Source organism: Microbispora sp. H10949 (genome assembly GCF_014161435.1).
Taxonomy (GTDB): domain Bacteria; phylum Actinomycetota; class Actinomycetes; order Streptosporangiales; family Streptosporangiaceae; genus Microbispora; species Microbispora triticiradicis.
On record NZ_JABBWZ010000012.1, the window covers coordinates 145,608 to 172,520 of the forward strand.

General features: G+C 72.4%; 22 protein-coding genes. 2 read left to right on the plus strand and 20 right to left on the minus strand.

Annotation, left to right across the window (positions count from 1 at the left end):
* The 10 genes from HHX40_RS28875 to HHX40_RS28920 all read right to left on the minus strand — a co-directional run bounded on the left by HHX40_RS28875 (position 1) and on the right by HHX40_RS28920 (position 13,665).
* Positions 1–654, minus strand: coding sequence for an acetyltransferase (locus HHX40_RS28875; RefSeq protein WP_208758777.1), 654 nt, complete (start codon positions 652–654; stop codon positions 1–3).
* The gene (locus HHX40_RS28880; RefSeq protein ID WP_220499698.1) at positions 651–2,129 is read right to left on the minus strand and encodes an oligosaccharide flippase family protein; all 1,479 of its coding nucleotides are present in this window, start codon (positions 2,127–2,129) and stop codon (positions 651–653) included. Before HHX40_RS28880 ends, HHX40_RS28875 begins: the two co-directional genes overlap by 4 nt.
* Positions 2,126–3,379: a glycosyltransferase family 4 protein gene (locus HHX40_RS28885; protein ID WP_182883098.1), complete on the minus strand. Its 1,254-nt coding sequence runs from the start codon at positions 3,377–3,379 to the stop codon at positions 2,126–2,128. Before HHX40_RS28885 ends, HHX40_RS28880 begins: the two co-directional genes overlap by 4 nt.
* Positions 3,376–4,506 carry a DegT/DnrJ/EryC1/StrS family aminotransferase gene (locus HHX40_RS28890; protein ID WP_208758779.1) on the minus strand — a complete coding sequence of 377 codons (1,131 nt, stop codon included), beginning with the start codon at positions 4,504–4,506 and terminating at the stop codon, positions 3,376–3,378. Before HHX40_RS28890 ends, HHX40_RS28885 begins: the two co-directional genes overlap by 4 nt.
* On the minus strand, positions 4,503–5,684 hold the full coding sequence (locus tag HHX40_RS37965) for a glycosyltransferase (RefSeq protein ID WP_182883099.1): 1,182 nt from the start codon (positions 5,682–5,684) through the stop codon (positions 4,503–4,505). The genes HHX40_RS28890 and HHX40_RS37965 overlap by 4 nt, the downstream gene beginning before the upstream one ends.
* Positions 5,681–6,673, minus strand: coding sequence for an NAD-dependent epimerase/dehydratase family protein (locus tag HHX40_RS28900; RefSeq protein ID WP_182883100.1), 993 nt, complete (start codon positions 6,671–6,673; stop codon positions 5,681–5,683). The genes HHX40_RS37965 and HHX40_RS28900 overlap by 4 nt, the downstream gene beginning before the upstream one ends.
* A gap of 49 nt (positions 6,674–6,722) precedes the next feature.
* Entirely contained in the window at positions 6,723–7,754 is a 1,032-nt protein-coding gene (locus tag HHX40_RS28905; RefSeq protein ID WP_111700626.1) for a Gfo/Idh/MocA family protein, read from the minus strand.
* A 69-nt stretch (positions 7,755–7,823) separates the two neighbouring features.
* Positions 7,824–11,540 (minus strand): DUF4082 domain-containing protein, encoded by a 3,717-nt coding sequence (locus tag HHX40_RS28910; RefSeq protein ID WP_182883101.1) that lies wholly within the window; start codon positions 11,538–11,540, stop codon positions 7,824–7,826.
* A 394-nt stretch (positions 11,541–11,934) separates the two neighbouring features.
* Entirely contained in the window at positions 11,935–12,948 is a 1,014-nt protein-coding gene (locus HHX40_RS28915; RefSeq protein WP_182883102.1) for a TolB family protein, read from the minus strand.
* A 117-nt stretch (positions 12,949–13,065) separates the two neighbouring features.
* A complete protein-coding gene (locus tag HHX40_RS28920; protein ID WP_111700623.1) occupies positions 13,066–13,665 on the minus strand; it encodes an acyltransferase in 600 nt (199 codons plus the stop codon).
* 35 nt (positions 13,666–13,700) lie between these two features.
* Between HHX40_RS28920 and HHX40_RS37970 the strand changes: the two genes are divergently transcribed.
* Positions 13,701–14,546 (plus strand): glycosyltransferase, encoded by an 846-nt coding sequence (locus HHX40_RS37970; protein WP_220499699.1) that lies wholly within the window; start codon positions 13,701–13,703, stop codon positions 14,544–14,546.
* A 29-nt stretch (positions 14,547–14,575) separates the two neighbouring features.
* Here HHX40_RS37970 and HHX40_RS28930 read toward each other — a convergent pair whose 3' ends face one another.
* The 7 genes from HHX40_RS28930 to HHX40_RS28960 form a co-directional block, all read right to left on the minus strand.
* A complete protein-coding gene (locus tag HHX40_RS28930; RefSeq protein WP_182883103.1) occupies positions 14,576–16,333 on the minus strand; it encodes a WecB/TagA/CpsF family glycosyltransferase in 1,758 nt (585 codons plus the stop codon).
* The gene (locus HHX40_RS28935; RefSeq protein ID WP_182883104.1) at positions 16,330–17,475 is read right to left on the minus strand and encodes a hypothetical protein; all 1,146 of its coding nucleotides are present in this window, start codon (positions 17,473–17,475) and stop codon (positions 16,330–16,332) included. The genes HHX40_RS28930 and HHX40_RS28935 overlap by 4 nt, the downstream gene beginning before the upstream one ends.
* A 39-nt stretch (positions 17,476–17,514) precedes the next feature.
* Positions 17,515–18,771 (minus strand): MFS transporter, encoded by a 1,257-nt coding sequence (locus HHX40_RS28940; RefSeq protein ID WP_182883105.1) that lies wholly within the window; start codon positions 18,769–18,771, stop codon positions 17,515–17,517.
* 1 nt (position 18,772) lies between these two features.
* Complete coding sequence (rfbD, locus tag HHX40_RS28945) at positions 18,773–19,633, minus strand: dTDP-4-dehydrorhamnose reductase (RefSeq protein ID WP_182883106.1); 861 nt, start codon at positions 19,631–19,633, stop codon at positions 18,773–18,775.
* Between the two features lie 63 nt (positions 19,634–19,696).
* Positions 19,697–20,653: a dTDP-glucose 4,6-dehydratase gene (rfbB, locus tag HHX40_RS28950; RefSeq protein WP_182883107.1), complete on the minus strand. Its 957-nt coding sequence runs from the start codon at positions 20,651–20,653 to the stop codon at positions 19,697–19,699.
* Positions 20,650–21,714 (minus strand): glucose-1-phosphate thymidylyltransferase, encoded by a 1,065-nt coding sequence (locus HHX40_RS28955; RefSeq protein ID WP_111700618.1) that lies wholly within the window; start codon positions 21,712–21,714, stop codon positions 20,650–20,652. Before HHX40_RS28955 ends, rfbB begins: the two co-directional genes overlap by 4 nt.
* Before the next feature lies 1 nt (position 21,715).
* Entirely contained in the window at positions 21,716–23,185 is a 1,470-nt protein-coding gene (locus tag HHX40_RS28960) for a sugar transferase (RefSeq protein WP_182883108.1), read from the minus strand.
* A gap of 449 nt (positions 23,186–23,634) precedes the next feature.
* Between HHX40_RS28960 and HHX40_RS28965 the strand changes: the two genes are divergently transcribed.
* Positions 23,635–24,627 (plus strand): LCP family protein, encoded by a 993-nt coding sequence (locus tag HHX40_RS28965; protein WP_182883109.1) that lies wholly within the window; start codon positions 23,635–23,637, stop codon positions 24,625–24,627.
* A gap of 10 nt (positions 24,628–24,637) precedes the next feature.
* Here the strand turns inward: HHX40_RS28965 and HHX40_RS28970 are convergent, their stop codons facing one another.
* The 3 genes from HHX40_RS28970 to HHX40_RS28980 all read right to left on the minus strand — a co-directional run bounded on the left by HHX40_RS28970 (position 24,638) and on the right by HHX40_RS28980 (position 26,779).
* On the minus strand, positions 24,638–25,009 hold the full coding sequence (locus tag HHX40_RS28970) for a hypothetical protein (protein WP_111700615.1): 372 nt from the start codon (positions 25,007–25,009) through the stop codon (positions 24,638–24,640).
* Between the two features lie 55 nt (positions 25,010–25,064).
* On the minus strand, positions 25,065–25,679 hold the full coding sequence (locus HHX40_RS28975; protein ID WP_310738335.1) for a GntR family transcriptional regulator: 615 nt from the start codon (positions 25,677–25,679) through the stop codon (positions 25,065–25,067).
* Positions 25,680–25,762: 83 nt separating this feature from the next.
* Positions 25,763–26,779 carry a DMT family transporter gene (locus HHX40_RS28980; RefSeq protein WP_182883110.1) on the minus strand — a complete coding sequence of 339 codons (1,017 nt, stop codon included), beginning with the start codon at positions 26,777–26,779 and terminating at the stop codon, positions 25,763–25,765.
* Positions 26,780–26,913 lie beyond the last annotated feature (134 nt).

The following is a 26,913-nucleotide window of genomic DNA, read 5'->3' on the forward strand; positions in this document are numbered from 1 at the left end:
TCACGTTGGATTCACGGGCGCCGGACGGAGGTACCGGGCGGGGTTGCCCGCCCACACCTCGCCCTCGGGCACGTCCCTGGTCACGACCGATCCCATGCCGACGAGCGACCAGGCCCCGACGGTACGGTTCTCCCGGACGAGCGCCCCGGCGCCCAGGTAGGCGCCGCGGCGGATCCGCACCCCACCCGCCAGCCGTACGCCGGAGGCGATGGTGGCGAAGTCCTCCACCACGTCGTCATGGGTGAGGGTGACGTGGGGCATTACCGCGACGTGGGCGCCCACCTCGACCGAGGCGGTCAGCACGCACTGTGCCTGCACCACCGATCCGGGACCCACCCGGGAGGTGGCGGACACCACGGCGGTGGGGTGGACGAGGGTGGCGTACCGTTCGGCGGGCAGGCCGAGCCGTGCCACGATCCTGAGGCGGCTGGCGTAGTCGTCCGGCCTGCCGGTGCAGACGACGAGCCGGGCGTGGTCCGGCAGCGCGGCGACGCCGCCGAGGACGGGCAGGCCGTCCACGAGGGTCCCATGGCGGGCCGGGTCGTCGTCGAGGAAGCCGAGCAGCCGCCATCGGCCGGCGGACGCCAGCGCCAGCTGGGCGGTCTCCCTGGCGAAGCCCCCCGCCCCGACGAGCACCAGATCCTCGGGGATCACGTCGCGGCCTCCGCCGCCACCGCGCCGGCGCCCCGCAGGCCGCGCAGCGCCCCCCTCTTCAGGTAGACGAGCGCGCCGACCACCGCCAGCGTGACGGACCCCGCCAGGAGCAGGGCCACCACGTCGATCCTGATAAACCAGGCGATCAGCGCGGCGGCCAGCCCGGCGAGCAGGCCGCCGGCGACGCCGGGCGCGACGCTCGCCGCCAGGCCCAGCGCGCCGACCCCGACCCGTCTCAGCTCGCGCAGGTAGATGGGCAGCACGACGAGCACCGCGACGGCGACGTGCGCGACGCCCGCCCCGGCGAAGCCGTACGCGCGCACCGCTACCACGAGCGCCGGGGCGAGCAGGACCAGCCAGATCACCTGCACGGTGAACACCACCCGTGAGCAGGCGAGCACCACGAAGTAGTCGTAGACCAGCTCGTAGGCGATCCGCAGCGCGCCGAAGACGGCCAGCCACACCAGGGCGGAGGCGGCCGGCTCCCACACCGGGCCGTAGACGAACCGGACGAGCGGTCCGGCGGCCCCGGCCAGCAGCAGGCACACGGGCACCGTCACCGCGACGAGAAGCCCGGCCGTGGAGGTGAAGGCCCCGCGCAGCGCCGGCGGGTCGTGCTGCAGCCGGGCGAAGGCGGCGGGGGCCACGCTGCGCACCGGCTGGGAGAACACGCTCACCGGCCAGTTGGACAGGTTGAAGGCCAGCACGTAGAAGCCGAGGGCGGTGGCCCCCAGCAGATGCCCCACGACGAACTGGTCGAGGTTGGCGACGAGGAAGACGACGATGCTCGACCCCGCGAGCGGCAGGCCGAACCGCAGCAGCCTGCGGGCCACCGAGAGATCGAACCCGAGCCGGAGCCCGCCGGGCGCGAATCCGATGTACAGGAGGGCCGACCCGGCGGCCCCGGCCAGGCGCCCGACCGCGAGGCTCATCGCGCCCCATCCGGCGAAAGCGAGGGCGATCGACACGAGCGCGCCCAGCCAGTTGTTCACCTGGTCGGCGACGGCCTTCCTGTCCTGCCTGAAGTATCTCTGGAGCATGGCGGCGGGGGCGGCCACCGCCCCGCTCACCAGCACGTTGAGGGCGAGCAGCCGCACGACGGGCGCGGCCTGCGGATTGCCCATGGCCGCGGCGAACGCCGGCGCGCCGGCGAAGCAGGCGAGGTAGATCAGGCCGCTGGAGACGAGGGAGATGGTCGCGACCGTGGGAGCGATCTCCTTCGGGTCCCCCGGCCAGCGGACGATGGCCAGGCTCACCCCCAGCTCGTTGAAGCTCAGCACGGCCAGCAGGGCCACCATGGCGACGGCGAACGTGCCGAACTCGGCCGGCCCGAGCAGCCGGGCGAGCACGATGCCGATGGCGAGCGTGCTGAGCCTTCCCACGACGGTGTTGACGAGGCTCCAGCCGAGGGCCCGGGACGCCTGCCCGAAAAGAGAGTCGCCGTCCCGCACCCGGATGCTCCGTAACCGGCTCACCACTTGTCCGCCATCGGCTCCCGGGGGGTGGCACGGGCCGCGGCCACGGCGTTGAAGTCGTCGGCGGGCGCCCGGCCCCGCGCCCGCGCGTACTTGCGGCGCACCTTGTAGCCGACCACGGCGGCCGACGAGCCGAGCGCCGACCGCAGCGAGCCGCGCGGGCCCGTCCCGGTCAGCGCGTCCCGGTAGACACCCTCCTGCACGCGGGCCGCGCTCTGGAGACTGAAACGCTCCACGACGAGCGAGCGGCCGAAGGCGCCGAGCTCGGTCCGCAGCCCGGCGTCCGTCAGCAGCGGGCGAAGCGCCTCCTCCAGCCTGCGAGGGCCCTCGGCGGCGCCGTTCCCGAGGCCGTACCAGCCGCCGGTGAGGAAGCGGTCGACGGTCCGCGGGGTGAGCGTCTCGAAGAACCCCGCCTCGCCCTGCACGACGAGCGGGCAGCCGAAGGCGAGGGCGCGCAGCGCCGACCCGCCCATGCCGATCGCGACCGCGCCGCACGCGTACGCCGGTCGGGGGTCGAACAGCTCGCCGGTCAGCACGACGACCCGCTCACCCGCCCTGGCGTTGGCCTCGGCGGCCCGCCGCTCCACCTGGTCGCGGGCCGCGCCGTCGCCGACGACGACCAGCCGGACCGGCAGTTCGGCGGCCAGACGGCCCACGACGTCGACGGCCGTCAGCAGGCCCTCCAGCTTGAGCTCCGGCACGAGGCGGCACACCACGACGACGTTGAGCCGGTCGTCCCCCAGCCCGAAGCGGGCGGTGAACTCCCCGGAGGGGACGCCGGGCGCGTTGGCGACGACGTCCACCGGCGGCTCGATGAGACGCACGTACCTGCGGCGCCCGGCCTCCAGCTTCCGCAGTTCCTCCGTACCCACGACGAGCGGCAGCTCGGGGGGCAGGAACGGCGCGACGCCGGCGGACATCACCGTGCACACGGCCGCGGCGGGCGACCTGCCGAACGTGGCGAAGTACGCCTCCAGCCCCGGCGGCCACTCGTATCCGTGCACGACGTCGATGCCCCGCTCGGCGACCAGCCTTCTGATCATCCGGATGGTGGGCGGATCGGGGCGCCGCCTCGCCGGGTCCAGCTCGACGTGTTCCAGCCCCGCCGCCCTGACCCGCTCGACGAGCGGCCCGGGATCGCTCACCAGCATGACCTCGTGTCCGAGGTCGCGTACGGCCGCCGCGAGCTCGATGGCGTTGAGCTGGCTGCCCCCGACCTCCATCGTGTGGGGGTAGACGAGGATCCTCATGCCCGGCTCGCCGCCCTGATGACTCCCACCACGACCTCCTGGTCCCGCTCGGTCAGGTCGTGGTGGAGCGGCAGGATCAGCGAGTCGCGGGTGAGCCGCTCGGTGACCGGCAGGTCGGCCTTCGCGTCGGAGGCGTACGCGGGCTCCAGGTGAGCCGCCATGATGCCGCGCCGGGCCGACACGCCCGCCTCGCCGAGGAGCCGCAGCAGCTCGTCGCGGCCGACCGGGAAGTCCTCGGGCGGCAGGACCCAGAAGCCCTGGTAGTTGGTCTCGCCGTGCCGCGGGTCGCGGATCGCGTACAGGCCCGGGATGTCGCTCAGCAGGTCGTGGTAGCGGGCGGCCAGCGACCTGCGGCGGGCGACCATCGCGTCGAGCTTGGCCAGCTGGACCAGGCCCAGCGCGGCCTGCATGTCGGTCATGCGGTAGTTGAAGCCGGTCTCCAGGTACTGCTCCAGGATGGGGGTGGCGCCGGCGGCGTGCCTGTCGGCCGCGCTGACGCTCATGCCGTGCTCGCGCAACCGCCTGGCGCGGGCCGCCCACTCCCCGTTCCCTGTGGTGATCATCCCGCCCTCGCCGGTGGTGAGGAGCTTGCGCGGGTGGAACGACCACGCGGCCACCAGCGCGTCCGCGCCGACCGGACGGCCCTTGTAGACCGAGCCCGCGGCGCACGCGGCGTCCTCGACGACGGCGATCCCCCGCGGCTCGCAGACCGCGCGCACCGCGTCGGCGTCCGCCGGAGTGCCCGCCTGGTGCACCAGGATCACCGCGCGGGTGCGGCCGGTGAGGGCCGCCTCCACGGTCTCCGGGGTGAGGTTGGCGGTGGTGGGCTCGACGTCCGCGAAGACGGGAACCGCGCGGAGGTAGCGGACGGCGTTGGCCGTCGCGATGAAGGAGAGCGAGGGCACGACGACCTCGTCGCCCTCCTCCACCCCGGCGAGCAGCAGTGCGAGGTGGAGCGCGGTCGTGCAGGAGGACAGGGCGACGCCGTGGGCGGCGCTCATCCTCGCCGCGAACGCCGCCTCGAACTCCGCGACCCTCGGCCCCTGGGCCACCCAGCCGGACTCCACCGCCGCGGCGACCGCGGCCGCCTCCTCCGGCCCGAACCACGGCTTCATCACGGGTATCACGCCCGTGACACCTCCCTCGTCTCGTTGTCGAGCAGCCCGGCCAGCGCCAGGGCGCGTTGCGACCAGTCGTGCCGCGCGGCGAAGGCCCTGCGGCGCCCGGCCAGGCCGGGGGTGCGCGGCTCCCGCGCCGCCTCCGCGACGGCCCGGGCGAACTCCTCCGGCGAGCGGGCCGTCCTGATCAGCTCGCGGCCGTCCGGCTCGCTCCGCAGCAGCGCGGTGGCCGGCAGTTCGGAGGAGACGACCGCGCGGCCCGCCGCCAGGTACTCCAGCGTCTTCAGCGGAAAACTGGCCTGGTTGAACGGGGTGTCGGCGTACGGCGTCAGTCCCACGTCGATCATCCGCAGATAGGACGGAAGCTCCGTGAAGGGCTTGTGCCCCACCCATCGGACGGTGGGCCGCCGGATCAGCTCGTCGAACCGGCCGGGGGCGAAGCCCGGCTTCCGGGGGCCGACGAGGAGCAGCGGTCCGGCGACGGCCACCGCCTCCAGGAACGCGATGTCGGTCCGCTCGTTGATGTTGCCCACGAACCCCGCGACCGGGCCGTCCGCGGGAGTGAATGGCACGTCCGGGGGAGGCGGCGCGTCGTCCACATCCGCGTAGGCGGACACGTCGCAGCCGTTCGGGACCAGCTCGGCGGCCCGCCCGAGCGCGGCGAACCGGTCGCGCAGCGCCGGGCTGACCACCGCGACCGCGTCCGCCTTGCGCAGTTGCCGCGCCTCGGCTCTGATCATGGTCCGCACCGGCAGTCCCATCATCGGGGCGCCGGCCACCAGGTCGTCGGTGGCGTAGAACAGGGTGCGCGCGCCCTCGGCCGTGCCGAGGACGTCGTCGTAGTTCGCGGCGATCACCGCGTCGGCCCGCCGTCCCAGGCCGCGCAGCGCCCGCCGTACCGCACGGCGGGTCAGCGCGACGCCGAGCGGGTAGACGCCCGGCCGGGTGCGCGCGGGCGGCACCCGGACGGTGAGCAGGGTCAGGCCGGGACCCGCCGCGTCCAGTGGCGGGCGTGCCAGCGTGCCCGCCAGCTCCGGCCTCCGCCTGCGGGCCGCGACCGCGACGGGCGGGTTGACGTAGAGCACGTCGCGTCCGGTGGCCAGGCGGTCGGCGATGTGGCGGTCGGTGCCCGCCACGGAGCCGTCGTAGTGGCTTCCCGCGAAGTAGACGAGGAGCCCTTCGCTCACCGCGCCCGGCCACCCGCCGCCGCGGCCGTCGCCTCCCGCCACCAGGCGACGAGGCGGGAGAGCCCTTCCTCCAGGCCGATCTCCGGCTTCCAGCCGAGGAGCTCCACCGCGCGGGAGATGTCGGCGAGCCGCCGCGTGACGTTGTTCACCTGGCGCGGCGGCCCGTACTCCGGCCGCAGGTCGCTGCCCATCACGCGGAGCAGGGCCTCGGCGAGGCCGGTCAGGCTGATCTCGGTGCCGCCGGCGATGTTGAAGACCTCGCCGCTCACGTCGGCCGCCGCCGCGGCCAGATTGGCCCTCGCGATGTCCTCGGTGTAGACGAAGTCCATCGTCTGCTTGCCGTCGCCGAGGATCAGCGGCGGCTGCCCTCCGGCGATCCGCTCCATCCACCGGATGAGCACTTCCGTGTAGAGCCCGTGGACGTCCATCCGGGGGCCGTAGACGTTGAAGTACCGCAGCGCCACGTAGTCGAGGCCGCGCGTGGCCCGGAAGCTGCGCAGCATGCCCTCGTTGTACAGCTTCGCCGCGCCGTAGAGCGTGTCGTTGTCGTACGGGTGGTGGTTCTCCGAGGTGGGGAAGACCTCGGCCAGGCCGTAGACGGAGGCGGAGGAGGAGGCCACGACCTTGCGCACGCCCGCGTCCACCGCCGCCTCGATCACGTTGAGCGTGCCGTTGACCAGCACGTCGTTGGCCAGGCGGGGCTCCTCCACGCACTGGGTGATGCGGATGGCCGCCAGGTGGAAGACGTAGTCCACGCCCTCGGTGAGGCTCCTGACCAGGTCCCGGTCCAGGATGTCGCCTTCGACCAGGCGCACCGCCCCGCCCGCCTGCGCCAGGTTCTCCCTGCGGCCGCGGACGAGGTTGTCCAGGACGACGATCTCACCGGCTCCGGCCCGCGCGAGCTGGTCGGCGACGGCCGATCCGATCGTTCCCGCGCCTCCGGTGACGAGGCACCGGCTGCCGGTCAGTGCCGGGTACGCGTGTGTCATTGACTCCTCATTCGATTGGTCGGATCACCGAGTGGGGGCGGGGGGATGATCACAGTTCGACCCGTACGCCACCATTGTTGAGGCTGCGGGACGCCGCTTCCAGCAAACGCAGGATCCGCAGCCCGGAACGTCCGTCGGTCAGCGGCGCCCGGCCCTCGGCGATGGCGCTCGCGAACTCGCTCATCACCCCGCGCAGGGCCTCGCCTTCGGGCAGGGCCGGCACATGGATGTCACCCAGCCGGTAGGAGATGAGGGCACGGTGGCGCTCGTCGGGGCCGAGCTCGCCGGGCCGCCGGTCCACGCCCCGGTCGTAGACGCCGACCCGCTGGGAGGGGTTCAGGTCGTCCCAGACGACCGTGCGGCGCGAACCGCCGAGCACCATCGTCCGGATCTTCGTGGGACTCAGCCAGTTGACGTGGATGTGGGCGATGCTCCCGGTGGACAGCCAGAGGGTCAGGTAGGCCACGCAGGTGCGGCCCGCTCCGATCGGATCCGCGCCGTGCGTCGCCACCGCGATCGGCCGCACGTCGTCGGGGAGGACGAAGTCGAGGATGGACAGGTCGTGGGGCGCGAGATCCCACAGGACGTCCACGTCGGGCTGGACCAGCCCGAGGTTGATGCGGACCGAGTCGATGAACTGGACGTCGCCCACGCCGCCGCCGCGGACCAGCTCACGGATGTGCCGGACGGCGGGGGTGTAGCAGTAGGTGTGGTCGAGCATGAGTGCCAGGCCCGACTCCTCGGCCAGCTCGACCAGTTTGCCCGCCTCCTCCGCGTCCGGTGTGAGGGGCTTCTCCACCAGCACGTGCTTGCCGGCTTCGAGCGCGGCGCGGACGAGTTCGAAGTGGGTGGCCGCCGGGGTCGCGATGGCGACGGCGGCCACGGACGGGTCCGCGAGCACCTGCTCGACGGACGCGGTGGCCCGCACCGTGGAGTAGGACCCGAGCACCGACCGGGCCCGGCCGAGGTCCAGGTCGCAGAGCCACTCCAGCCGCAGTGCGGGCGTCGCCTGCGCGTTGCGGACCAGGTTCGGCCCCCAGTACCCGGCGCCGATGACGGCCAGCCCGATCGGTGAAGACACTGTTGTCCCTTCTGTCGAGACACAGGGCGGCGGGCCGCGCCGCTTCCCGGCACGGCCCGCCGCCTCTGCCTAGGGGTGGAAGACGACGTCGACCCAGTAGTTGGCGCCGTTGTAGGTGTTCTGCGGGAACTGGGACGCGCCGCCGTAGGCGTACACACCGTTTCCGGCCGATCCGCCGCCGTTGGCGAGCGCGGTCAGGTGGCCGTTGACGGCGGGACCGGAGTTGAAGTAACCCCCGTCTCCCGAGTAGTGGCCGTTCGGCGCGTAGTAGGACGCGACGTACGTCGTGCCGGCGGCGATCGGCACCGGGGTGGTGAACAGCAGCGTCTGCCAGCCGCCGGTCGTCTCGGTGGAGAAGGTGCCGGTGGCGAGGCGCGTGCCGTCGGCCGCCCACAGGCTGCCGATGTGCGTTCCGGTGTTGCCCGGGCCCTTGTAGAAGCGGATCCCGGTGATCTCACCGGCCACGTCGGACCGGAACTTGACGCCCACCTCGATCCCCGAGGCGTCGTTCTCGGCCACGTTGCCGGGAACGGCGTCGCTCTCCCAGATGGAGCACGGGCAGGCGCCGGTCGTCGTGAACGACCACTGGGTCTGCACCATGGTGTTGCCCGCGTCGTCCTTGGCTCCGCTCACCCGCACCGTGTACTGCTTGCCGTCGCCGAGGGCGGCGGCCGGTGTGAAGGTGAGCACCTTCCTGGTCGGGTCGAGCGAGGCGCCGCCGCTGACCAGCACGCCGCCCGGCCCCTCCACCGTGATCACCGGGGTGCCGGTCTGCACGGCCTCGCTGAAGGTCGCCTTGACGGCGGTGGAGGCCGGGACGCCGGTGGCGGCGTCGGACGGCGCCTTTCGCGCGACGGTCGGCGCGGCGACGTCCGGCGGCACCGAGAACATCACGTCGACCCAGTAGTTCGAGGCCCCCCACGACCCGGTGGGGAACCGCCGGGAGCCGTAGGCGTACACGCCGTTGCCCCCATCCTGGCCGTTGCCCAGCGCCGTGAGCGGCCCCCGGGTGACGGCCGAGGACAGCCCGGAACTCGTCACCGCGTAGTTGCCGGCCATGGTGTGGTACGACGCGACGTAGGTGGTGCCCTCGGTGACCGGCACCGGCGAGGAGAAGGTCACCTCCTGCCAGCCGAGGGTCGACTCGTTGTTGAAGGTGGCCGAGGCGAGGGCGGTGCCCGCGGCCGACCACAGAGTCCCGATGTGGGTACCGGTGTTCGCCACGCCCTTGTAGAAGCGGATGCCGGTGACAAGACCGTCGACGGAGGCGCGGAACTTCACGCCGAGCTCCACCTCGCTGGGGTCGTTCGTGCTCGCCGTCGCGGGAAGGGCGAGGTCGTCCCAGATGGAGCACGGGCACTGCCCGGGGGGCAGCGTCGCCTTCGCCGTGACGAAGGTGAAGCTGTAGGTCCCCTGCATGGTGTTGCCCGCCGTGTCCTTGGTCCCGCTGACGGCCACGGTGTAGCCGGTGTTCGCGGCGAGCGCCCCCGACGGGGTGAAGGTCAGCTTTGCGGCCGAGCCGTCGAGTGCCGCCGTGCCGGGGATCGTGACGCCGCCCGGGCCCTTGACCGTGAGCGTCCCGAAGCCGCTCTGGATCGGCTCGTTGAACGTGATCGTCGGGGTCGCGTTCGTCGGCACGCTGGAGGAGCCGGCGTACGGCGTCGCGTTGACGACGCTCGGCGGGAACGTGTCCTGGGTGGCGAACACGACGTCCACGCCGTAGTCGCCGCCCCGGTAGGAGCTGTTGGGGAATCCGGCGCCCACCCGGTAGACGCCGTTGCCGTCGGCCTCCGCGGTGCTGGGCGCGGTCAGCGGCGCCCGCGAGTACGACTGGCCCCAGAAGGCTGCGGGGGTCGAGGAGTAGCGCCCCACCGGCGCGTAGTAGGAGGCGACGTAGGTGGTGCCCGCGGTCACGGTGACGGCGCCGGGGAAGACCAGCGTCTGCCATCCGGTCGCGGTCTCGTTGACGAACGTGCCGGTGGCGAGGAGCGTTCCGTCGGTCTTCCACAGGGAGCCCGTGTGGGTCCCGCTGTTGCCCGTGCCCTTGTAGAACCTGACGCCGGTGACCCAGCCGTTGACCGACGGGCGGAACTTCACGCCGAGCTCCAGGGCCGAGGTGTCGGTGCCCGTCGGGACCGTCGGGACGTAGGAGGGCGGGTAGAGGCTGCACGGGCACTTGACGGTCACGTTGCGCCCGGCGCCGGGCGTCTCCAGGTTGGCGCTGTCGTCGACCGCCCGGCTCTTGATGTTCACCGTGCCGGACCCGGTGGCCGTCCAGGTGTAGGACCAGCTCTCACGGCCGTTCGCGGGATGCCACGTGGCGCCGCCGTCGGTGGAGACCTCCACGCCGCCGACCCTGCCGCCGCCCGAGTCGGACGCGGTCCCGGTGACGGTCACCGTGGCCCCGCTGTTCAGCGACGCGTTGAGCAGCGGACTGGTGATCGTCGACGTCGGGGCGGTGTGGTCGGACGACGCGGCGGCCGCGTCGAGGTCCGGCATCAGCGAGGCGGGCTGCACGCCCATGTCGGCCAGGACGTTGACCGTGGCCTGCTGCATGTTCGGGTCGGCGGCCGGGGTGTCGCCGTCGTGCTCGGCGTCGAGGCCCCACGCCCACTGGACGGTGCCCGCGCCGAACACGAGGGCTCCGCTCGCCGCGCGGTACATCGTCAGACTATGGGTGGCGGTGCCGGCCGCCACGTTCGTGCCCCAGTCCTGGATCTTCGCCGGGACGTCCACCGTCGTGCTCGACATGCGGAACAGGCCGGCGGGGCGCGACCCGTTGTCCACGTCCTCGTCCCACTCGTATCCGAGCGTGCCGTCGGGCAGCGTCGTGGGCTGACCGAGCAGGGCGCGAGTGGCCAGGTTCGTGTTGCGCCAGAGCCGCAGCCTGCCGTCGGCGGCGGGGACGGTCATGGCGTAGGTGCAGCAGTTGACCGTCCACAACGTGCCGGTGAGGCTGTTCTCCGGCTTGCCGCCGTCCGCCGGCGGGCTGAAGCGCGGATCGCGCCAGGTGCCCGTCCAGGTCCCGGACGGGTCGGTCTTCGCGTTGTCGTGGGTTTCCTTGTAGCTGACCAGCGTCCGGTACGGGGCGTCGCCGGCGCCGTTCTCCCACCGGGTCTTCCAGAAGACCTCGTTGCCGCTGAAGAACGCGAGGTTGACCCCGGCGTCCCTGGCCGCGGTGAAGGCGTCGCGCTCGGCCCCCGACCAGTACTCGTCGTGGCCGACCGACAGCAGGGTCTTGTGGTGCAGCAGCGCGCCGGGGTTACGGGCCACGTCCATGCTGCCGACGTAACTGATGTCGTACCCGTTGCGCTCCAGGAAGCGGACCATCGGGTACTCGGCGTTGAACAGGTAGTCCCGGGCGGTCGTGCCGACACGGTTGTGGAACGGGCGGTTGTAGCTCACCTTGACGGCGCGGCCCGTGGCCGTGTTGGCACTGCCGCCGTACAGGCTGTTGCCGCCCCAGTCGTTGTACGCCTGCCAGGTGGTGTCGGAGGTCTTGAAGAGCAGGGCGCTGGTGCTGGCGTCGTCACGCACCACGAACACGATCTTGTTGCCGTCGGTCGTGCCGTCCGTACGCACGAGGTGGGCGAAGTAGATGCCCGAGATCTGGCCGGACGGGACCGCCCAGCTCGCCGCGGTGTTCCAGGAGCACTCGGTGAGACCGGTGGTGTCGTTGGTGGGGCAGGTGGCCGGGTTGGCCCGGGCGACGGCGACGTTCGGCGTCAGCTCCGTGACGAAACGCGCGCCGTTGCCCTGGTAGTAGCCGAGCCGGTAAATCTTCACCGTGAACGCCGTGGCGCTCGTACGGATCTTGAAGTTGACCGTGGCGCCGGAGGCGACGCTGAATTGGTCGGAATATCCCTCAATAGTGGATCCGTCGGATGTATCGCGCTCTGAATCCCATTCGTCCGGAGATGTCCCCGAAATCTCATTTTCGCAGGTAATCGCGTTTCCACCTGGGCCGCAGGCCCCCGCGGCCTGCGCCGGAACGGGAATCGCGAACACGGCGAACAGCGCGCCGAGGATGGCGACTCGAAGTCTCATTGACGTTCCTTACAAAGTAGGTGCCGCAGGCGCATCGGACGCCGGACGTACACCAGAGAAAACCCACATAATCGACGTCACCTGAACCACATTGGTTTACCGGCTTGAGGGACCAGATGGATCGATCCATCGCTCACCCCGCCACCGCGGGGGAACGGGCGTCGCGCAGGAGCGGACGGGGCGTCCCGGAGCCGTCGGCGGGCACGGTGTAGACGTCGGTGGTGTTCTCGCCGCGTACCCGTGCGTACATCACGTCGTGGTCGTCGAGCCAGGCCGCCTGGTCGTCGACGGAGGCGGTCTCGGCCAGTTCGACGTCGCGTCCGCTGCGCAGATCGAGGACGTGCAGCCGCCACATCGCGGTGCCGTCGGCGACCCGCTTCTTGTAGACGACCCGCGTCCCGTCCGGGGACAGCGACGGGCACTCGACGTTCTCCCGCACCGTCTCCATCCGGCGCCTCGCGAAGTCACCCCGCACCAGGTAGGTGGAGCCCCCGGTCGACACCGTCGCGTAGAAGCGGTTGTCGTCGTGGTCGAAGGTGACCCCCCAGTAGTTCAGGTCGGCCGGCCGGTGCACCTTGCCCTTCATCACCAGCGTGAACGCCTCCAGGTTCTCGACGAGGGCGCCGGTCCTGGTGTCGAGGACGCCGGTGCGGGTCGAGAAGCCAAGGCCGGCGTAGGAGTCCCCGTTGACGAAGACCGTCCAGGAGACCATGCGGCCGGTCGGCGACACGCGGGCGCGGCTCGGCGCCCCCGGCAGCTCGATCCGCCGCGTCTCCCGCAGCCGGGCGTCCACCATGACCGCGTAGAACCTGGCCACCGCCGAGCGCACCGCCGTCAGGCAGACGCCCGAGCCGGCCGCCGTGTAGAAACGCACGCACTCCAGCCCCGACACCTCCCGGGGTCCGTCCGCGGGGACCGGACCGGACGGCAGGCCGGTGGAGGCCACCTTTCCGCCACCCGCCCCGGCGGTCACGAACACCAACCGGCCGGGCCCGTCGAGGTCGACCCGGCCGGGCCGGGAGGACGCCGCGGCCGTCGTCGTCTCCTGCCGCACCCGCTTCGCCGCGTTGGCCGTGTAGACCCACGCCGCGACCGCCAGAAGGACCGCCGCGGCCGCCAGGGCCACCAGACGCGTCCGCGTGCTCATCGTCACTTCTCCGCTTTCCGCCCCTGGCATCCGGCGTCTCGCGAAGCGCTCGCCGTGCCCTGCCCGACGGCCGCCAGGGCTGTTTCAGTGCTGATCGGGCGCTTTCTGCCGTCTGTTTCAGGCGAGGGCGAGCAGCCCCGCGTCCTCCACGTACCGCTCGCCCGTCTCCGGACAGATCCATCCGCCGTCCGAGGACGGCGTGAGCGGCCGGCCCGCTCGCCCGACCCACCCGATCCGCCGCGCCGGGTTGCCCGCGACCAGCGCGAAGTCGGGCACGTCCCGGGTCACCACCGCGCCGGCGGCGACCAGCGCGTACCGGCCGATCGTCCGTCCGGCGACGATCACGGCCCGCGCTCCGACGGCCGCCCCCTCCCGCACCTGGACGCCGCGGGCCTCCCAGTCCCCGTCGCGCTTGAGCCGTCCGGTCAGGTCGGCCGAGCGCGGGTAGAGGTCGTTGGTCAGCACGGCCGCCGGGCCGATGAAGACGCCGTCCTCCAGCACCGCGGGCTCGTAGACGAGCGCGTAGTTCTGGACCTTCACGTTGTCGCCCAGCACGACGCCGGGGCCGACGTACGCCCCCCGCCCGAGGATGCAGGAGACGCCTATCCGCGCCTTCTCGCGGACCTGCGCGAGATGCCAGACCCGGGTCCCCCTGCCGATCGCCGCGCTCGGGTCGACGTCCGCCGAAGGGGCGATAACGGGTTCCTCGGTAGTCATGCCACTCCTCGGGTGTTCGGTGAATAATCCGGTCCATGACCGAGACCGCCCCGGCCGCCATGACCGTCGTCGTCCCGGCGCACAACGAGGCCACCGTGATCGGGCGGCTGCTCTCCGGGCTGCTCCGTGACGCCGAGCCGGGCGAGATGGACGTCGTCGTGGTCGCCAACGGCTGCACGGACGGCACCGCGGACGTCGCCCGCGGCTTCCCGGGGGTCCGCGTGCTGGAGACGCCCGTGCCGTCCAAGCGCGAGGCGCTGCGCATGGGCGCCGCCGCGGCGGGTGTCTTCCCGATCCTCTACGTGGACGCGGACGTCGAGCTCGGCACGACCGACGCGCGGGCGATGTGCGCCACGCTGAGGGCCGACGGCGTCCTCGCCACGGCACCCGAGCGCGCGCTCCCGCTGGCGGACCGGCCCTGGCCGGTGCGTTCCTACTACGCCGTCTGGAGCCGCCTGCCCGAGGTGCGGGCGGGACTGTTCGGCCGGGGCGTCATCGCCGTCGGCGAGGAGGGCCAGGCGCGGCTCGACGCCCTCCCCTCCGTCATGGCCGACGACCTGGCGGCCTCCCTGGCGTTCCAGCCGCACGAGCGGGCGGTGACGGGGACGGCGAGGGTCGTGGTCCACCCGCCGCGCACCCTCGGCGACCTGATCCGCCGTCGGGTCCGGGCGGTGACCGGAGTGGCGGAGCTGGACGGGAGTCCGGGCGGGCGGACGGCGCGGACCGGGGTGCGCGACCTCGTGGGCATGGCCCGCTCCCCCCGGCTGGTCCCCCACCTCGCCGTGTTCCTCGCGGTGACCCTGCTCGCCCGCACGCGTGCCCGTCGAGCCGTACGGCGCGGGGACTTCACCACCTGGCTCAGGGACGACAGCAGTCGCTGACGCCGTCCCGCCGGCGTCGCGGAGGCCGGTCATGACGGCGATCGGGACGGCCATCCCCGCGTCCACTGCGCCCTGGCGGCCCACAGCGCGCGCCAGTCGTCCCGGCGCGACGTGGGACGCCCCTGCCTGGCCGCGTCGGGCGGACTCATCCATCTGCTCAGCACCGCCCGCAGGAGCACCCCCGACTTCAGCAGCAGGACCGCCGCCCACCGCGTGCCCGGCGTGAAGTGCCGCCGGATCAGGGTGACCTTCCCCGTGTGCAGCATGACCTGCTTGCGCAGACTGCTCGACGAGAGGCCGCCCGGGTGCACGAACGCCGCCGTGGAGGTGACCATCGGGCGGTAGCCCATCCGCGCCGCCCGCAGGCAGAGGTCGGCGTCCTCGCCGTACATGAAGAACGCGCGGTCGAACCCGCCGAGCTCGTCCCAGGCATGCCGGTCCACCAGCATCATCGCCCCCGTGACGATCGGCACGCGCGACTCCTCCGGAGCGCCGCCCGGCGCCGGGGCGGCCCACGGCCGGGGCGTCTCGGGGTCGAGGAGCCGGTGGCCGGGGAAGGCCGTGCTCAGGCCCAGGCCGAAGCAGAGCGCCGACCACAGCGTCGGCCGGCCCCACCACGAGCGCGGGTCGCTCTCCCCGCTCTCGGTGACGCATCTGCCGCCGATGATCCCGGCGTGGGGGTGCCGCCGCGCCGCGTCGAGCAGCGCGGTGACCGCGCCGGGCTCCAGCTCCGCGTCGGGGTTGACGAACAGCAGATGCCCGCCCCGCGCGATCCGGGCGCCGGCGTGGCACCCCCCGGCGAAGCCGTCGTTCTCCTCGCGGGCCACGATGCGGGCGCCGGGCGCCGCCCCCCGCACCACGTCCACCGTGTCGTCGCCGGAGGCGTTGTCCACGACGACGAGCTCTCCCGTGATCCCCTCGCCGCGCGCGTGTTCGAGCGCCCTGTCCACGGCTTTCAGGCAACCGGTCACATAACCCGCGCTGCGGTAGGTCACCACGATCACCGAAACGCCCAGATCCGGCCGGGCGGGCCTCGGCGCCGCGGCGCTCGCCCCCCTCATCCGCTCCAGCGCGGTCATGCGGATGAACGCCCCGTTCGTGCGGAGATAGCGCGGCCCTAGTCGCCGGGGCTCCTGGAGCAGCCGGTAGAGCCACTCCAGCCCGGCCCGCTGCCAGGCGAGGGGAGCCCGCCTGACGACCCCTGCCAGCACGTCGAAGGAGCCGCCCACGCCATGCACCACGCAGGCGCCGGTGCGTTCGCCCCAAGCCTCGACGAACCTCTCCTTCCTGGGCGACGACATGCCGAGGAAGAGCAGGTCGGTGCCCGCCGCGCGGATCTCCTCGGCCACGGCGCCCGCCTCCTCCTCCGAGAAGTAGCCGTCCCTGGCTCCGGCCACGACCAGACCGGGGTGGCGCCGGCGGATCTCCGCGAGCAACGCGTCGAGCACCTCGCGGGTCGCTCCGAGGAAGAACACCCGGTGGCCGCGGCGCTCGCTCTCCCCGAGCAGTGACGTGAACAGGTCGATGCCGGCCACCCGCTCCGGCAGGGACCGGCCGAGCAGCCGGGCGGCCCACACGACCGCCTGCCCGTCGGCCAGGATCATGTCGCACTGGACGACGGACCGCCGCAGTTCCGGCTGGGCCCGCATGTGCACGAGCTTCGCAGCGTTCACCATGCCGATCGACAGGAACGAGCGCGTCTCGACGGCGGACACGCACCGTTCGACCGCGTCCCGCAGCGTGAGCGGATCGATCGGCGTCCCGAAGACCACGGCGGGCGCCCTCACTTCGCGAGCTCCTCGAACAACCAGGCGTAGAGCAGCCACCCCAGCTCGTACGGCCGGCACTCGTGGTCGACCGCCACGGGCGGATAGACCCTGTCGAGCACGCCGATCCGCGTGCCCCTGCTGACCGCCGTGGACATCGCGCGTACGCCTCTGACGAGTTTGCGGGGATCCTCCCGGGCGGCCTTGCGCCAGGTCAGGCCGAGCTCCTCGACGATCAGTTCCTCGCCGGTCTCCGGTCGCCCGGTCATCCAGCCCAGCCCCAGGCGGATCGCGTCGAGGTGCGACGTGCCGCCCGCGTCCGCGAGGTCGAGCAGCGCCATCGGCGCCATGGACAGCTGGTGGACGCTGTACACCGGGTAGCCCTCGACCACCTCACCCGTACGGGCGTCGTAGTGCCACCACCACTGGCCCTGCGGTCCCTGGACCCCGCAGATGCCCGCCGCCACGCGCTCGGCGGCGGCGAGCGCCTCCGGGTCGCCGCCGCTCACGACGTGCAGCCGGGCGAGGGCCTGCAGCGGGTAGACCTGGTCGGCGAAGCAGCCGACATGAGCCCGGTACCAGGGCGCCGAGCCGATCACGTGACGGTAGAGCCGGTCCTCGCCGAGCCCCGCAAGGAGGCGTCCGCGAGCCTTCCGGAGGCGTTCGCCGAGGCCGGAGGTCTCCCCAGCCGCCGTCGCCGCGGCCAGCGCGGAGAGGGCCCACGCGGCCTCGACCGTCGGGACCGGTCCGTCGAGGGCGTCCTCGACCTCGGCCAGCCGGGCGAGGGCGAGGCCGAGGTCGCCGTGCCCGCTCTCGGCCGCGGCCCAGCAGATCAGCGCCACGTCGCCGAGTCCGGTCACCTCCGGCAGGCGCTTGACCAGGTGCCCGGTCAGGTCGAGGGCGGTGTCGCCGGCGAGCGCGGCGCGCTGCCCGTCCTCCGGCAGGGCCGCGACCCCGAGCGCGACGATGGCGCTGTACCTGACGCTGCGCCCCTCCGGCACTGCCGTCCACCGTCCGTCGGGCCCGCGCCGGCCGCGGCGGGTGAACACGAACTCTCCGTCGGAGTAGCCCGGAGGAAGCCCGCGGATCGACAGGGCGACCATGCGGTCGACGAGGTCGGCGGCGGCGGGGTCGGCGGCGCGGAGCCGATCGAGACGGGTCACAGCTCAGCCCTCCGGCGGCCGTACGACGTACCGCGATGTCTACTCTTCACCGGTACCTCCATTTCTGGGGAGAACGAGGAAGGCGGCCACGAGCGTGATCGCCAGCCCGGCCGCCATGACGCCGACGGCGGCCCGCGGCCCGAGCCAGGACCACAGGACGCCGAAAATCCAGGAGGCGGCCATCGCGGCGAGCGCCTGGCCGGTCTGCACGACGGCGAGCCCGGTGGCCCGGCGCCGTTCGGGGAGGAGCGGCCCGACGAGCGCGCTGACCACGCCGTCCGTCGCCGCGTAGCCGAGCCCCCGCAGCAGCAGCACGGCCACGGACACCACCGGATGGTCCGCGGCGAGCACCAGGAGGTAGCAGGCGAGCAGCGCGCCGTACCCTCCGAGGACGACCTTCGGCCGGCCGAGACGATCGGCGAGCCGGCCGGCGGGCACGGCGGCGAGGAGATAGGGCGCGGACACGACGACCGGCAGCAGCGGCAGCCACCGCGCGGCGACGTCGAGCCGCTCCAGCACGAGGAGATAGAGGAAGGCGTCGCTGATCGTCGTCAGCGACAGGGGCACGACGGCGAGGAGCACCCGCCGGAAGGGCCCGGGACCGAGCAACGCCGTGGCCTGGGCCAGCGAGACCCGCGCACGCCCGCGCGCCACCCCGTCCGGCTCCCGGACGAACAACACGAGCACCAGCACGCCGAGGACGGCCACGCAGAAGCTGGTGACGAAGACGGCATCATAGGAGCCCAGCGCCAGTTCCAGCACGCCGAAGGCGACGAGCGGACCGGCGAGGGCCCCGGCGGTGTCGAGCGCGCGGTGCACGCCGAAGGCGCGGCCCTGCGCCTCGTACGGCGCGCTCAGCGAGATGATCGCGTCACGCGGGGCCGTCCGCAGGCCCTTGCCCGCCCGGTCGACGCCGATGACGAGCCCGAGGAGGGGCGCCGACCGGCCGGCCAGCAGGAACCCGAGCTTGGTCACCGCCGAAAGGGCGTAGCCGGCTCCGGCGACCGCCTTACGCCGCCGGAACCGGTCCGCGACGTGTCCCCCGGCGAGGCGCAGCACGGCGGTGGCGCCCGTGTACACCCCGTCGAGCACCCCGAACTGCACCGTGCTCATGCCCAGGCCGAAGACGAGGTAGAGCGGCAGGATCGCCGTGACCATCTCGGACGAGACGTCCGTCAGCAGGCTGACCATCCCGATCGCCAGGACGTTGCCCGTGACGACCCGCAGCGGACGCCGTCCGGACGTCCGTTCGTCCCGGGGCCGCGTGTCCCCCGTTCGCGCCTCGGACAGGTACATGTCAGGCCACCAGCGAGGGCCAGGCGGCGTGCAGCGCGTCCCGCCAGTGGCGGATCGGCGCCAGCCCCGCCCGGGACCAGGCGGCGTGGCCGAGCACGCCGAAGGCGGGCCGGGGAGCCGGTCGCGGGAAGGCGGCGGAGGCCACCGGACGCACCCGGTCCGGGTCGGCGCCGAGCAGCGTGAACACCTCGCGGGCCAGGCCGTGCCAGGAGGTGCTCGCGGAGCTCGTGCCGTGGTAGACGCCGGGGGGCGCGCCGGCCCCGATCATCCGGATGATCTGGTGGGCCAGGTCGTCCGTCCAGGTCGGCTGGCCGAACTGGTCGTCCACCACGTCGACGGCCGGCCGCTCGCCCGCCAGCCGGATCATGGTGCGGACGAAGTTCCCGCCGGTCGCGCCGTACAACCACGCCGTGCGCACGACGTAGCCGGAGTCGGGCAGCGTCTTGAGGACCGCCTGTTCGCCCGCGAGCTTGGTGCGCCCGTAGGCGTTCAGCGGAGCCGTCGGCGCGTCCTCCGCGTACGGCCGCCGCGCGGTGCCGTCGAAGACGTAGTCGGTGGACGGCTGCACGAGCCGCGCGCCCACCTCGCCGCACGCCTCGGCGAGGACCCGCACGGCGTCGCCGTTGACGGCGAGCGCCTCCTCCTCGTGGGTCTCCGCGTCGTCGACGGCGGTCCAGCCGGCGCAGTTCACCACCACGTCCGGCCGCAGTTCGCGGACGGCCGGCCGCACGGCCGCCGGGTCGCTCAGGTCCAGCCGGGCACGGTCCAGCGGCACGACCTCGTGCCGTCCGGCCCGCAGCACGGCGACCAGGGTGCTGCCGAGCATGCCGCCGGCACCGGTGATCAGCCATCGGGGGGTCATCAGGTTCGCTCTCGGGGTGCTCGGGTCGGTGCCGTGTCGTCGTTGGCGGTGTCGTTGTGGGCGTCAGGACCGGGCCTGCTTGAGGGGGCGCCACCAGTCCGCGTTTTCGACGTACCAGCGGACGGTGGCGTCGAGGCCCTCGTCGAACGCGATCCGGGGTTCGTAGCCCAGGGCGCGCAGCTTCGTGTCGTCCAGGGAGTAGCGGCGGTCGTGGCCCATGCGGTCGGCGACCCGCTCGACCCTCTCCCACTCCGCCCCGAGCGCGGCGAGCAGCTTCTCGGTGAGCCGCAGGTTCGTCAGCTCCGCCGTGCCGGCGACGTGGTAGACCTCGCCCGGCTGCCCGACCTCGGTCACGAGCCGGATCGCCCGGCAGTGGTCGTCGACGTGGATCCAGTCCCTGACGTTGCCCCCGTCGCCGTAGAGGGGGACCTTCACCCCCTCCAGCAGGTTGGTGATGAAGAGGGGGATCACCTTCTCCGGATACTGGTAGGGCCCGTAGTTGTTGCCGCACCGGGTGACGGAGACCGGCAGCCCGTAGGTCACCCCGTAGGCCAGGGCGACCAGGTCTCCCCCCGCCTTCGCGGCCGCGTACGGCGAGCGCGGGCGCAGGGGCGCGGACTCGTCCCAGGACCCGGAGTCGATCGACCCGTACACCTCGTCGGTCGAGACGTGCACGACCTTCCCGACCCCCGCGTCGAGGCACGCCTGCATCAGCGTCTGCGTGCCGAGGACGTTCGTCCGCACGAACGGCGCGGCGCCCGCGATCGACCTGTCGACATGGGATTCGGCGGCGAAGTTGATCACGAGGTCGTGGCCGGGAACCACGTGCGCCAGCAGCTCCGCGTCGCAGATGTCGCCGTGCACGAAGTCGAAGCGCCCTGACACGGGCTCCAGGTTCGCCGGGTTGCCCGCGTACGTGAGCGCGTCCAACACGGTGATCTTGTCATTGGTCTCGGCGGCGGCCATCCGGACGTAGTGGGAGCCGATGAAGCCGGCGCCGCCGGTGACGAGCACTCTCATGGGGAGATCTGCACCTTACTGTGATCACCGAGCACGAGCCGGTGCGCCTTGGGCGTGTTGGGGGCCGGAGTGACCTCGACGTCGTGTCCGATGAGCGAGGCCTCGATCCGTCGCACCCCCTGGATCGACGCACGGGCAAGCACGATGGAGTACTCGATCTCGCTGTCCGTCAACCGGCAGTCCTCCCCCACCGAGGTGAAGGGACCGACGTAGGAGTCCGTGACGACGGTCCGGGGGCCGATGATCGCGGGACCAACGATACGGGAACCGCGCACCGACGCGCCCGCCTCCACCACCACCCTGCCGATGAGCTCGCAGTCGCGCACCTCGCCGTCCACCCGGGGCTCCACCGCTTCGAGCACGAGGCGGTTGACCTCCAGCATGTCGGCGACGTTGCCGGTGTCCTTCCAGTACCCGGAGATCACCTCGGGCTCGACGTCGTGGCCGGTGTCGATGAGCCACTGGATGGCATCGGTGATCTCCAGTTCGCCCCGCCCGGACGGCTTGAGTTCGGCGACCGCCTCGTGCACGACGGGGGTGAACAGATAGACCCCCACGAGCGCGAGGTCGCTCTTCGGAGCGCGGGGCTTCTCCTCGAGTCCGACGACGCGTCCCCGCGCGTCCAGTTCGGCGACCCCGAACTGACGCGGGTCGGAGACCTGGGTGAGCATGATCTGGGCGCTCGGGCGCCGGGCACGGAAGCGCCGGACCACCCCGTCGATGCCGCCGACGACGAAATTGTCGCCGAGATACATGACGAAGTCGTCGTCACCCAGGTAGTCGCGGGCGATCAGCACCGCGTGCGCCAGTCCGAGCGGCGCCTCCTGGCTCAGGTAGGTGACGTCGAGCCCGAAGGCCGAGCCGTCCCCGACCGCGGCCTCTATCTCGGCGCGGGTGTCGCCCACCACGATGCCGGCCTCCCGGATCCCCGCGGCCGCGATCGCCTCCAGGCCATAGAACAGGACGGGTTTGTTGGCCACCGGAACCAGTTGTTTCGCCCGTGTGTGGGTGATGGGTCGTAACCTCGTCCCGGCTCCGCCGGCGAGCACGAGGGCCTTCATGTCAGTAGGCCCCCCTTCCCCCGGTCACCGCGGACCACGTCTTCCACAGCACCTGAAGATCCATCATGAGCGACCAGTTCTCCACGTAGCGCAGGTCCAGCCGGACCGACTCCTCCCACGACAGGTCCGATCTGCCGCTCACCTGCCACAACCCCGTCATGCCCGGCCGGACGACCAGGCGCCGGTGCACGTCCGTGCCGTACTGGTCGACCTCGGCGGGCAGCGGCGGACGCGGCCCGACCAGCGACATCTCTCCCCGCAGCACGTTGATGAGCTGCGGCAACTCGTCCAGCGAGTAGCGGCGGAGCAGGTGCCCGACCCGCGTGATTCGTGGATCGTTCCGAATCTTGAACAGCACGCCGTCCGATTCGTTGGACTGCTCCAGCACCAGCTTGAGCCGCTCGGCGTCGACGACCATGGTGCGGAACTTCAGCATGTCGAACTCCCGGCCGTACCGGCCGATGCGCGTCTGCCGGAACAGCGCGGGACCGGGGCTGGTCGCGCGGACGAACGCCGCGATGACCAGCATCGGGACGAGGAGGACCAGGAGAAAGGCCGCGGCCACGATCCTGTCGAAGGCGTTCTTGACCAGCCGTCGCGATCCTTCGAGCTCGGGGTGCTCGACGTGCAGCAGCGGCATCCCCGCGACCGGGCGGACGCTGATGCGCGGGCCGGCGACGTCCATCAGGGCCGGAGCGACGAAGAGGTCGGTGCCCCCGGACTCGATGGCCCAGGCGAGGCGGCGCAGCGCGGCGCCGTGGAGTTCGGGGCACGCGAGGACCGCGACCGCCTCGGCGTCGACCTTGTCGACCACGGCGGCCACGTCCCGGAAGTCCCCGAGCACGGGCACGCCGTCGATGTCGGAGCGCTGTCTCCGGAACTGCCTGTTCGGCAGGCATGCGGCCACCACCCGCATGCCGTGGTACGGCTGCCGCCGCAGCTGCAGCACCAGCTCCTGGACGGACTGCCGGTGTCCCACGGCCACGACCCGCCGCATGTACTCGCCCCTTGAGCGCAGGCGGTGCAGCCTCTTCCGCATCCGGTGCCGGAAGAGCAGCGTCAGCACCGTGGCGAGCGGCAGCATCGCCATGACGTAGCTCCGGGCCACCATGGTCTGCGTCAGATACGCCCCGATCGCGACGGCCGCGGTGAGCCCGAGCCCACCCTGGGCCACCGAGCGGAACTCCGCCGTGCCCTCGCCGTGAGCGCGTGCCCGGTACCCGCCCGCGAGGCCGACGACCAGAGGCCAGCCGAGCGTCAGGGTGGCGCCGAAGACGAGGTCGTAAACCGGGATGTAGGCCCCCAGCTGGAGCCGGGTCAGCTCGACTCCGCAGAAGGCCAGGGCCCCGCACAGGAAATCCCCCGCCGTGAGGAGTCTGCGAAAGGACCGCTCCGACACCCTTGCCGGGAGCCGGACGCCGAGGCCGCGGGGAATCACCCCCAGTTCCGCCAACTCTAACCGCGATTCCATGTCACCACGCCCAAGTAGCCAGACTGCGCAGGAAGATGACGCACCCCCCGTCACACAGGTTGACGCACAACTCATCTTTTTTCAGGGACGGGGGGCATGCACGAGCCTGATGGTAGACAGCGACCGCTCAGTACGGAATGTACGTGATCTGTCCACAGTTGGCCGGGCGAATTCGCGTTTTGGACTTGACGGGAACGTTCCAATATGCCCCTCGCGTCGGTCATCGCACAACACCACTGACTTATACATCAGATCCTCGTCTATGATCTCCGCGTGGCGAGGGCGGGACAGCGGGTGAAAGCCGGAGCCGGGGTACGGCCGGCCGAGCGGTGCGCTTCCCACCACGACCTGACCGCGGCGACCGGTGGATATCCGCTTCGGAACACGTCCGCCGCGTGGAACCGAGCATTGGACGCCTCGTGACGACATCCGGGCAGTTGCCTCTCACTGTGACTCCACCGCCGCGGACGTCGCGCCGGCGCAAGGTGCTGATCGTCGTGACCCTCGCGCTCCTCCTCCCGCCGGCGGCCCTCTTCGCGGTGCTGATGCAGCGCCAGCACGTGTACGACACCAACCTCCGGCGGGTGCAGCAGGTGTTCCCCGAGGAGTCGGACCGACCGGCCAGAGCCATTGGAACCGCCCAGAACTGGCTGGTCGTCGGCGCGGACAAGCGGCCGGGGGAGAGCGGCTTCCAGCGGTCGGACAGCCTGATGATCGCGCATGTCCCCGCCGACCGGAAGCGAATCTTCCTGATCGGCATACCTCGTGACTCGTATGTGACCATCCCGGGCCACGGGCACGACAAGATCAACGCAGCCTACGCGTACGGCGGCCCGCGCCTGCTCGTCCAGACGGTGGAGCGACTGGTCAAGGTCCGGATCGACCACTTCGTCGCGCTGGATTTCGACGGCTTCATCGACATGAGCACGGCGTTGGGCGGCGTCGACGTCTATGTGGCGCGCCAGGTGCACGACCCCGCGAACAAAATCACCTGGCCGCAAGGAAACGTACATCTGGAGGGCGAGCGCGCGTTGCTATTCGTCCGCCAGCGTTACGGACTACCCGGTGGGGATTTCGACCGGATTAAACGGCAGCAGGCGTTCTTACGGGCGGTGGCCGAAAAGGTGGTCAGCAAGGGAATGCTGACCAATCCGTTCGCTGTGGACAAGTTCCTCCAGGCTTTGACGCGATCCCTGTCGGTGGACGCCGGGGTGGACATGAAGACCCTGAGAGGCCTGGCGCTCGAACTCCGCGACATACGCGGCGGCGACCTGCTGTCGGCCACCTACCCCGTCGCCGGCACGGGCACGGTCAAGGGGGTGAGCGTCGTCCGCCTGGACGCGAAGGAGGGCGCCAAGCTCACCGACGCCCTGCGGAACGACACGCTGGAGCGCTACTTCGCCGACCGGGGCGGGCTGAACGAGTCGTCCTTCGTCAGGTGACCCCGCTCGTTCAGTCGTACTCCAGGTCGGGCAGGGGCGAGGGCGGCTCCGGGCTGCGCCACACCACGACGTAGTCGGCGCGCGCGCCGGCCACCGCCGTGCTCAGCCGGTCGAGGTCGAAGTCCGGCAGGTACCGCAGCCGGGCGAGGAAGCTCGCGTCGGTCGCCGAGTGCGGGACCACGCAGCCCTCGCCCTCCCGGTCCAGCAGGACGATGAAGACGTCGTCCGGCTGGCCGGACGGATCCCGGCGATCGTGACCGCCGACGCGGACCTCGACGACGTCCTCCCACGCGAGAGCCTCGACGCTGCCGTCGGCATAGTGACGCGTCACGCCTTCTTCGGTGACGTACACATAGGTGTCCGGCACTGGGTTGCCGTGCATGGGCGCGATTGTGACGACTCACAGCGGCCCCGTGCAAGACCGTTCAGACCCGCGCTCAGCCGTGCCGCCACCGCAGATGGTCGCGCACCGCCCGTACGGCCGCCTCCGCCGGTCCCTCCGCGATCGCGCGGAGCAGCGCCGCGTGCTCGGCCGCGAGCTCACGAGGGTCCTCGTACGCGTGCCTGAGCCGGACGAGACCGAGCCGCGTCTCGGCCGCCAGCGTGCCGTACAGGCGCTCCAGGCGAGGACTACCGGCGGCGGCGACGAGCGCCTCGTGCAGCGCCATGTGCTCGGCCACCACACTCGCCCACGGCGCGCCGGGCGGCAGGCCGGACAGACGGCCCAGCGCCTCCTCCGCGGCGCCCACCCGGCGACCGGCCACCGCCTCGGCCATGAGCTCCTCCAGCGGCCTTCTGACGTACATGAGGTCGGCCAGGTCGGCGGGGGTGATCACCGGGACGTACGCGCTGCGGTTGCGCTCGCGCCGCAGCAGCCCCTCGTGGACGAGGAGCGCCAGCGCCTCCCTGACCGTGGGGCGGGCCACGCCGTACCGGGCGGACAACTCCTGCTCGGGCAGCGCCGCTCCCGGCTCGACGTCCCCCGACAGCACCCGCTCGCGCAGCGCGGCGGCGAGCGCCTCGACGGTGGAGACGGGCCTCAGGGTGGTCACGGGGCCGAGCCTACTCATCGGGCCTACTCGCCGGGCCTACTCGTCGGGCCTACTCGTCGGGCCGGGCCCGTCGGCCGAGCGTGTCAGTGACGCCCGGCCGTCGCCCTCGGCGTCCCCGGCGCGGGGACGTCCGGAGTGCGCGCCCGGGCGGGCAGGGCGACCACGGCGAGGCCCACGGCGAGCAGCGCCAGGCCGGTGCACGAGACCGCGGACAGGTGCTCGCGCAGCGCCACGACGCCGAGCAGGGCCGCGACGGCCGGTTCGGCCAGCGCGAGCGTGGCCGCCGTGGCCACGGGGGTCGTGCGCAGGCCCCGGCCGTACAGGAGGTAGGCGAGGGCCGTCGTGGCGCAGCCGAGATAGAGCGCGGTCAGCAGGCCGCCCGGCCGGGCGAGCCACACCGGGCCGCTCAGCACGAGGACCGGCAGCATGAGGACGGCCGCACCGCCGAAGAGCACGCCCATGACGATCCCCGAATCCGTCCCCCCGCCGATCGCGCGGGCCGCGACGACCGCGTAGAAGGCGTAAAGGAGCCCGCCGAGCAGGGCGAGCCCGATCCCCGCGGCGTCGGCGCCGCCGGCCTCCCCACCGGCTCTCCCGCCGGTGACGAGCACCGCGCATCCGGCGACGGCGGCGGCCGTGGCGAGGGCCCAGCGCCCGCTCGGCCGCTCGCGCCCCACGAGCCAGGACAGGACCCCGGTGAAGACCGGGCCGCTGCCGATGGCCACCACCGTGCCGATCGCGACCCCCGTACGGTGGACCGCGGCGAAGTAGCAGAGCTGGTAGGCCGCCACGGCCGCGGCCCCCAGAGCCAGTGTCCAGTGCGCGCGGGCCCGATGCGCGAGGGTCCAGTGCGCGCGGGCCGGCCGCGCCGGATTCCGCCCGGCGCTCCGTACGTGCTCGCGGGAACGGTCCAGAGGACGCGAGCGGAGGGAGCTGCGGCGCGCGGACACCGCCAGCGCGGCCAGCACGGCACCGCCCAGCACCAGGCGGGCGGCGGCCAGAGAGACGGAGTCGGCGGCGGCGAGGGCTCCCGCGGTGCCCGCGGTCCCCCACAGCACGGCCGCGGCGACGACGGCGAGCGGACCGGATCGCGAGTACATGGCCTCGATTGTCTGACAATCAGACAGAATCGGCAAGGTCTTTGCCCCTCAACGTCGAGACTGTCCTGATACGGGCTGTGGCCCAAGTCGTTAGGAACGATCCCTGGTGGGCCGTCTCACGGATTGCTAGGGTT

Bases quoted from the DNA above. Each gene is read 5' to 3' on its own strand.
- HHX40_RS28885 (WP_182883098.1), bottom strand. From the start codon at position 3,379: ATGAGGATCCTCGTCTACCCCCACACGATGGAGGTCGGGGGCAGCCAG.
- HHX40_RS28900 (WP_182883100.1), bottom strand. From the start codon at position 6,673: ATGACACACGCGTACCCGGCACTGACCGGCAGCCGGTGCCTCGTCACC.
- HHX40_RS28915 (WP_182883102.1), bottom strand. From the start codon at position 12,948: ATGAGCACGCGGACGCGTCTGGTGGCCCTGGCGGCCGCGGCGGTCCTT.
- HHX40_RS28920 (WP_111700623.1), bottom strand. From the start codon at position 13,665: ATGACTACCGAGGAACCCGTTATCGCCCCTTCGGCGGACGTCGACCCG.
- HHX40_RS37970 (WP_220499699.1), top strand. From the start codon at position 13,701: ATGACCGAGACCGCCCCGGCCGCCATGACCGTCGTCGTCCCGGCGCAC.
- HHX40_RS28940 (WP_182883105.1), bottom strand. From the start codon at position 18,771: ATGTACCTGTCCGAGGCGCGAACGGGGGACACGCGGCCCCGGGACGAA.
- rfbD (WP_182883106.1), bottom strand. From the start codon at position 19,633: ATGACCCCCCGATGGCTGATCACCGGTGCCGGCGGCATGCTCGGCAGC.
- rfbB (WP_182883107.1), bottom strand. From the start codon at position 20,653: ATGAGAGTGCTCGTCACCGGCGGCGCCGGCTTCATCGGCTCCCACTAC.
- HHX40_RS28955 (WP_111700618.1), bottom strand. From the start codon at position 21,714: ATGAAGGCCCTCGTGCTCGCCGGCGGAGCCGGGACGAGGTTACGACCC.
- HHX40_RS28960 (WP_182883108.1), bottom strand. From the start codon at position 23,185: ATGGAATCGCGGTTAGAGTTGGCGGAACTGGGGGTGATTCCCCGCGGC.
- HHX40_RS28970 (WP_111700615.1), bottom strand. From the start codon at position 25,009: ATGCACGGCAACCCAGTGCCGGACACCTATGTGTACGTCACCGAAGAA.
- HHX40_RS28980 (WP_182883110.1), bottom strand. From the start codon at position 26,779: ATGTACTCGCGATCCGGTCCGCTCGCCGTCGTCGCCGCGGCCGTGCTG.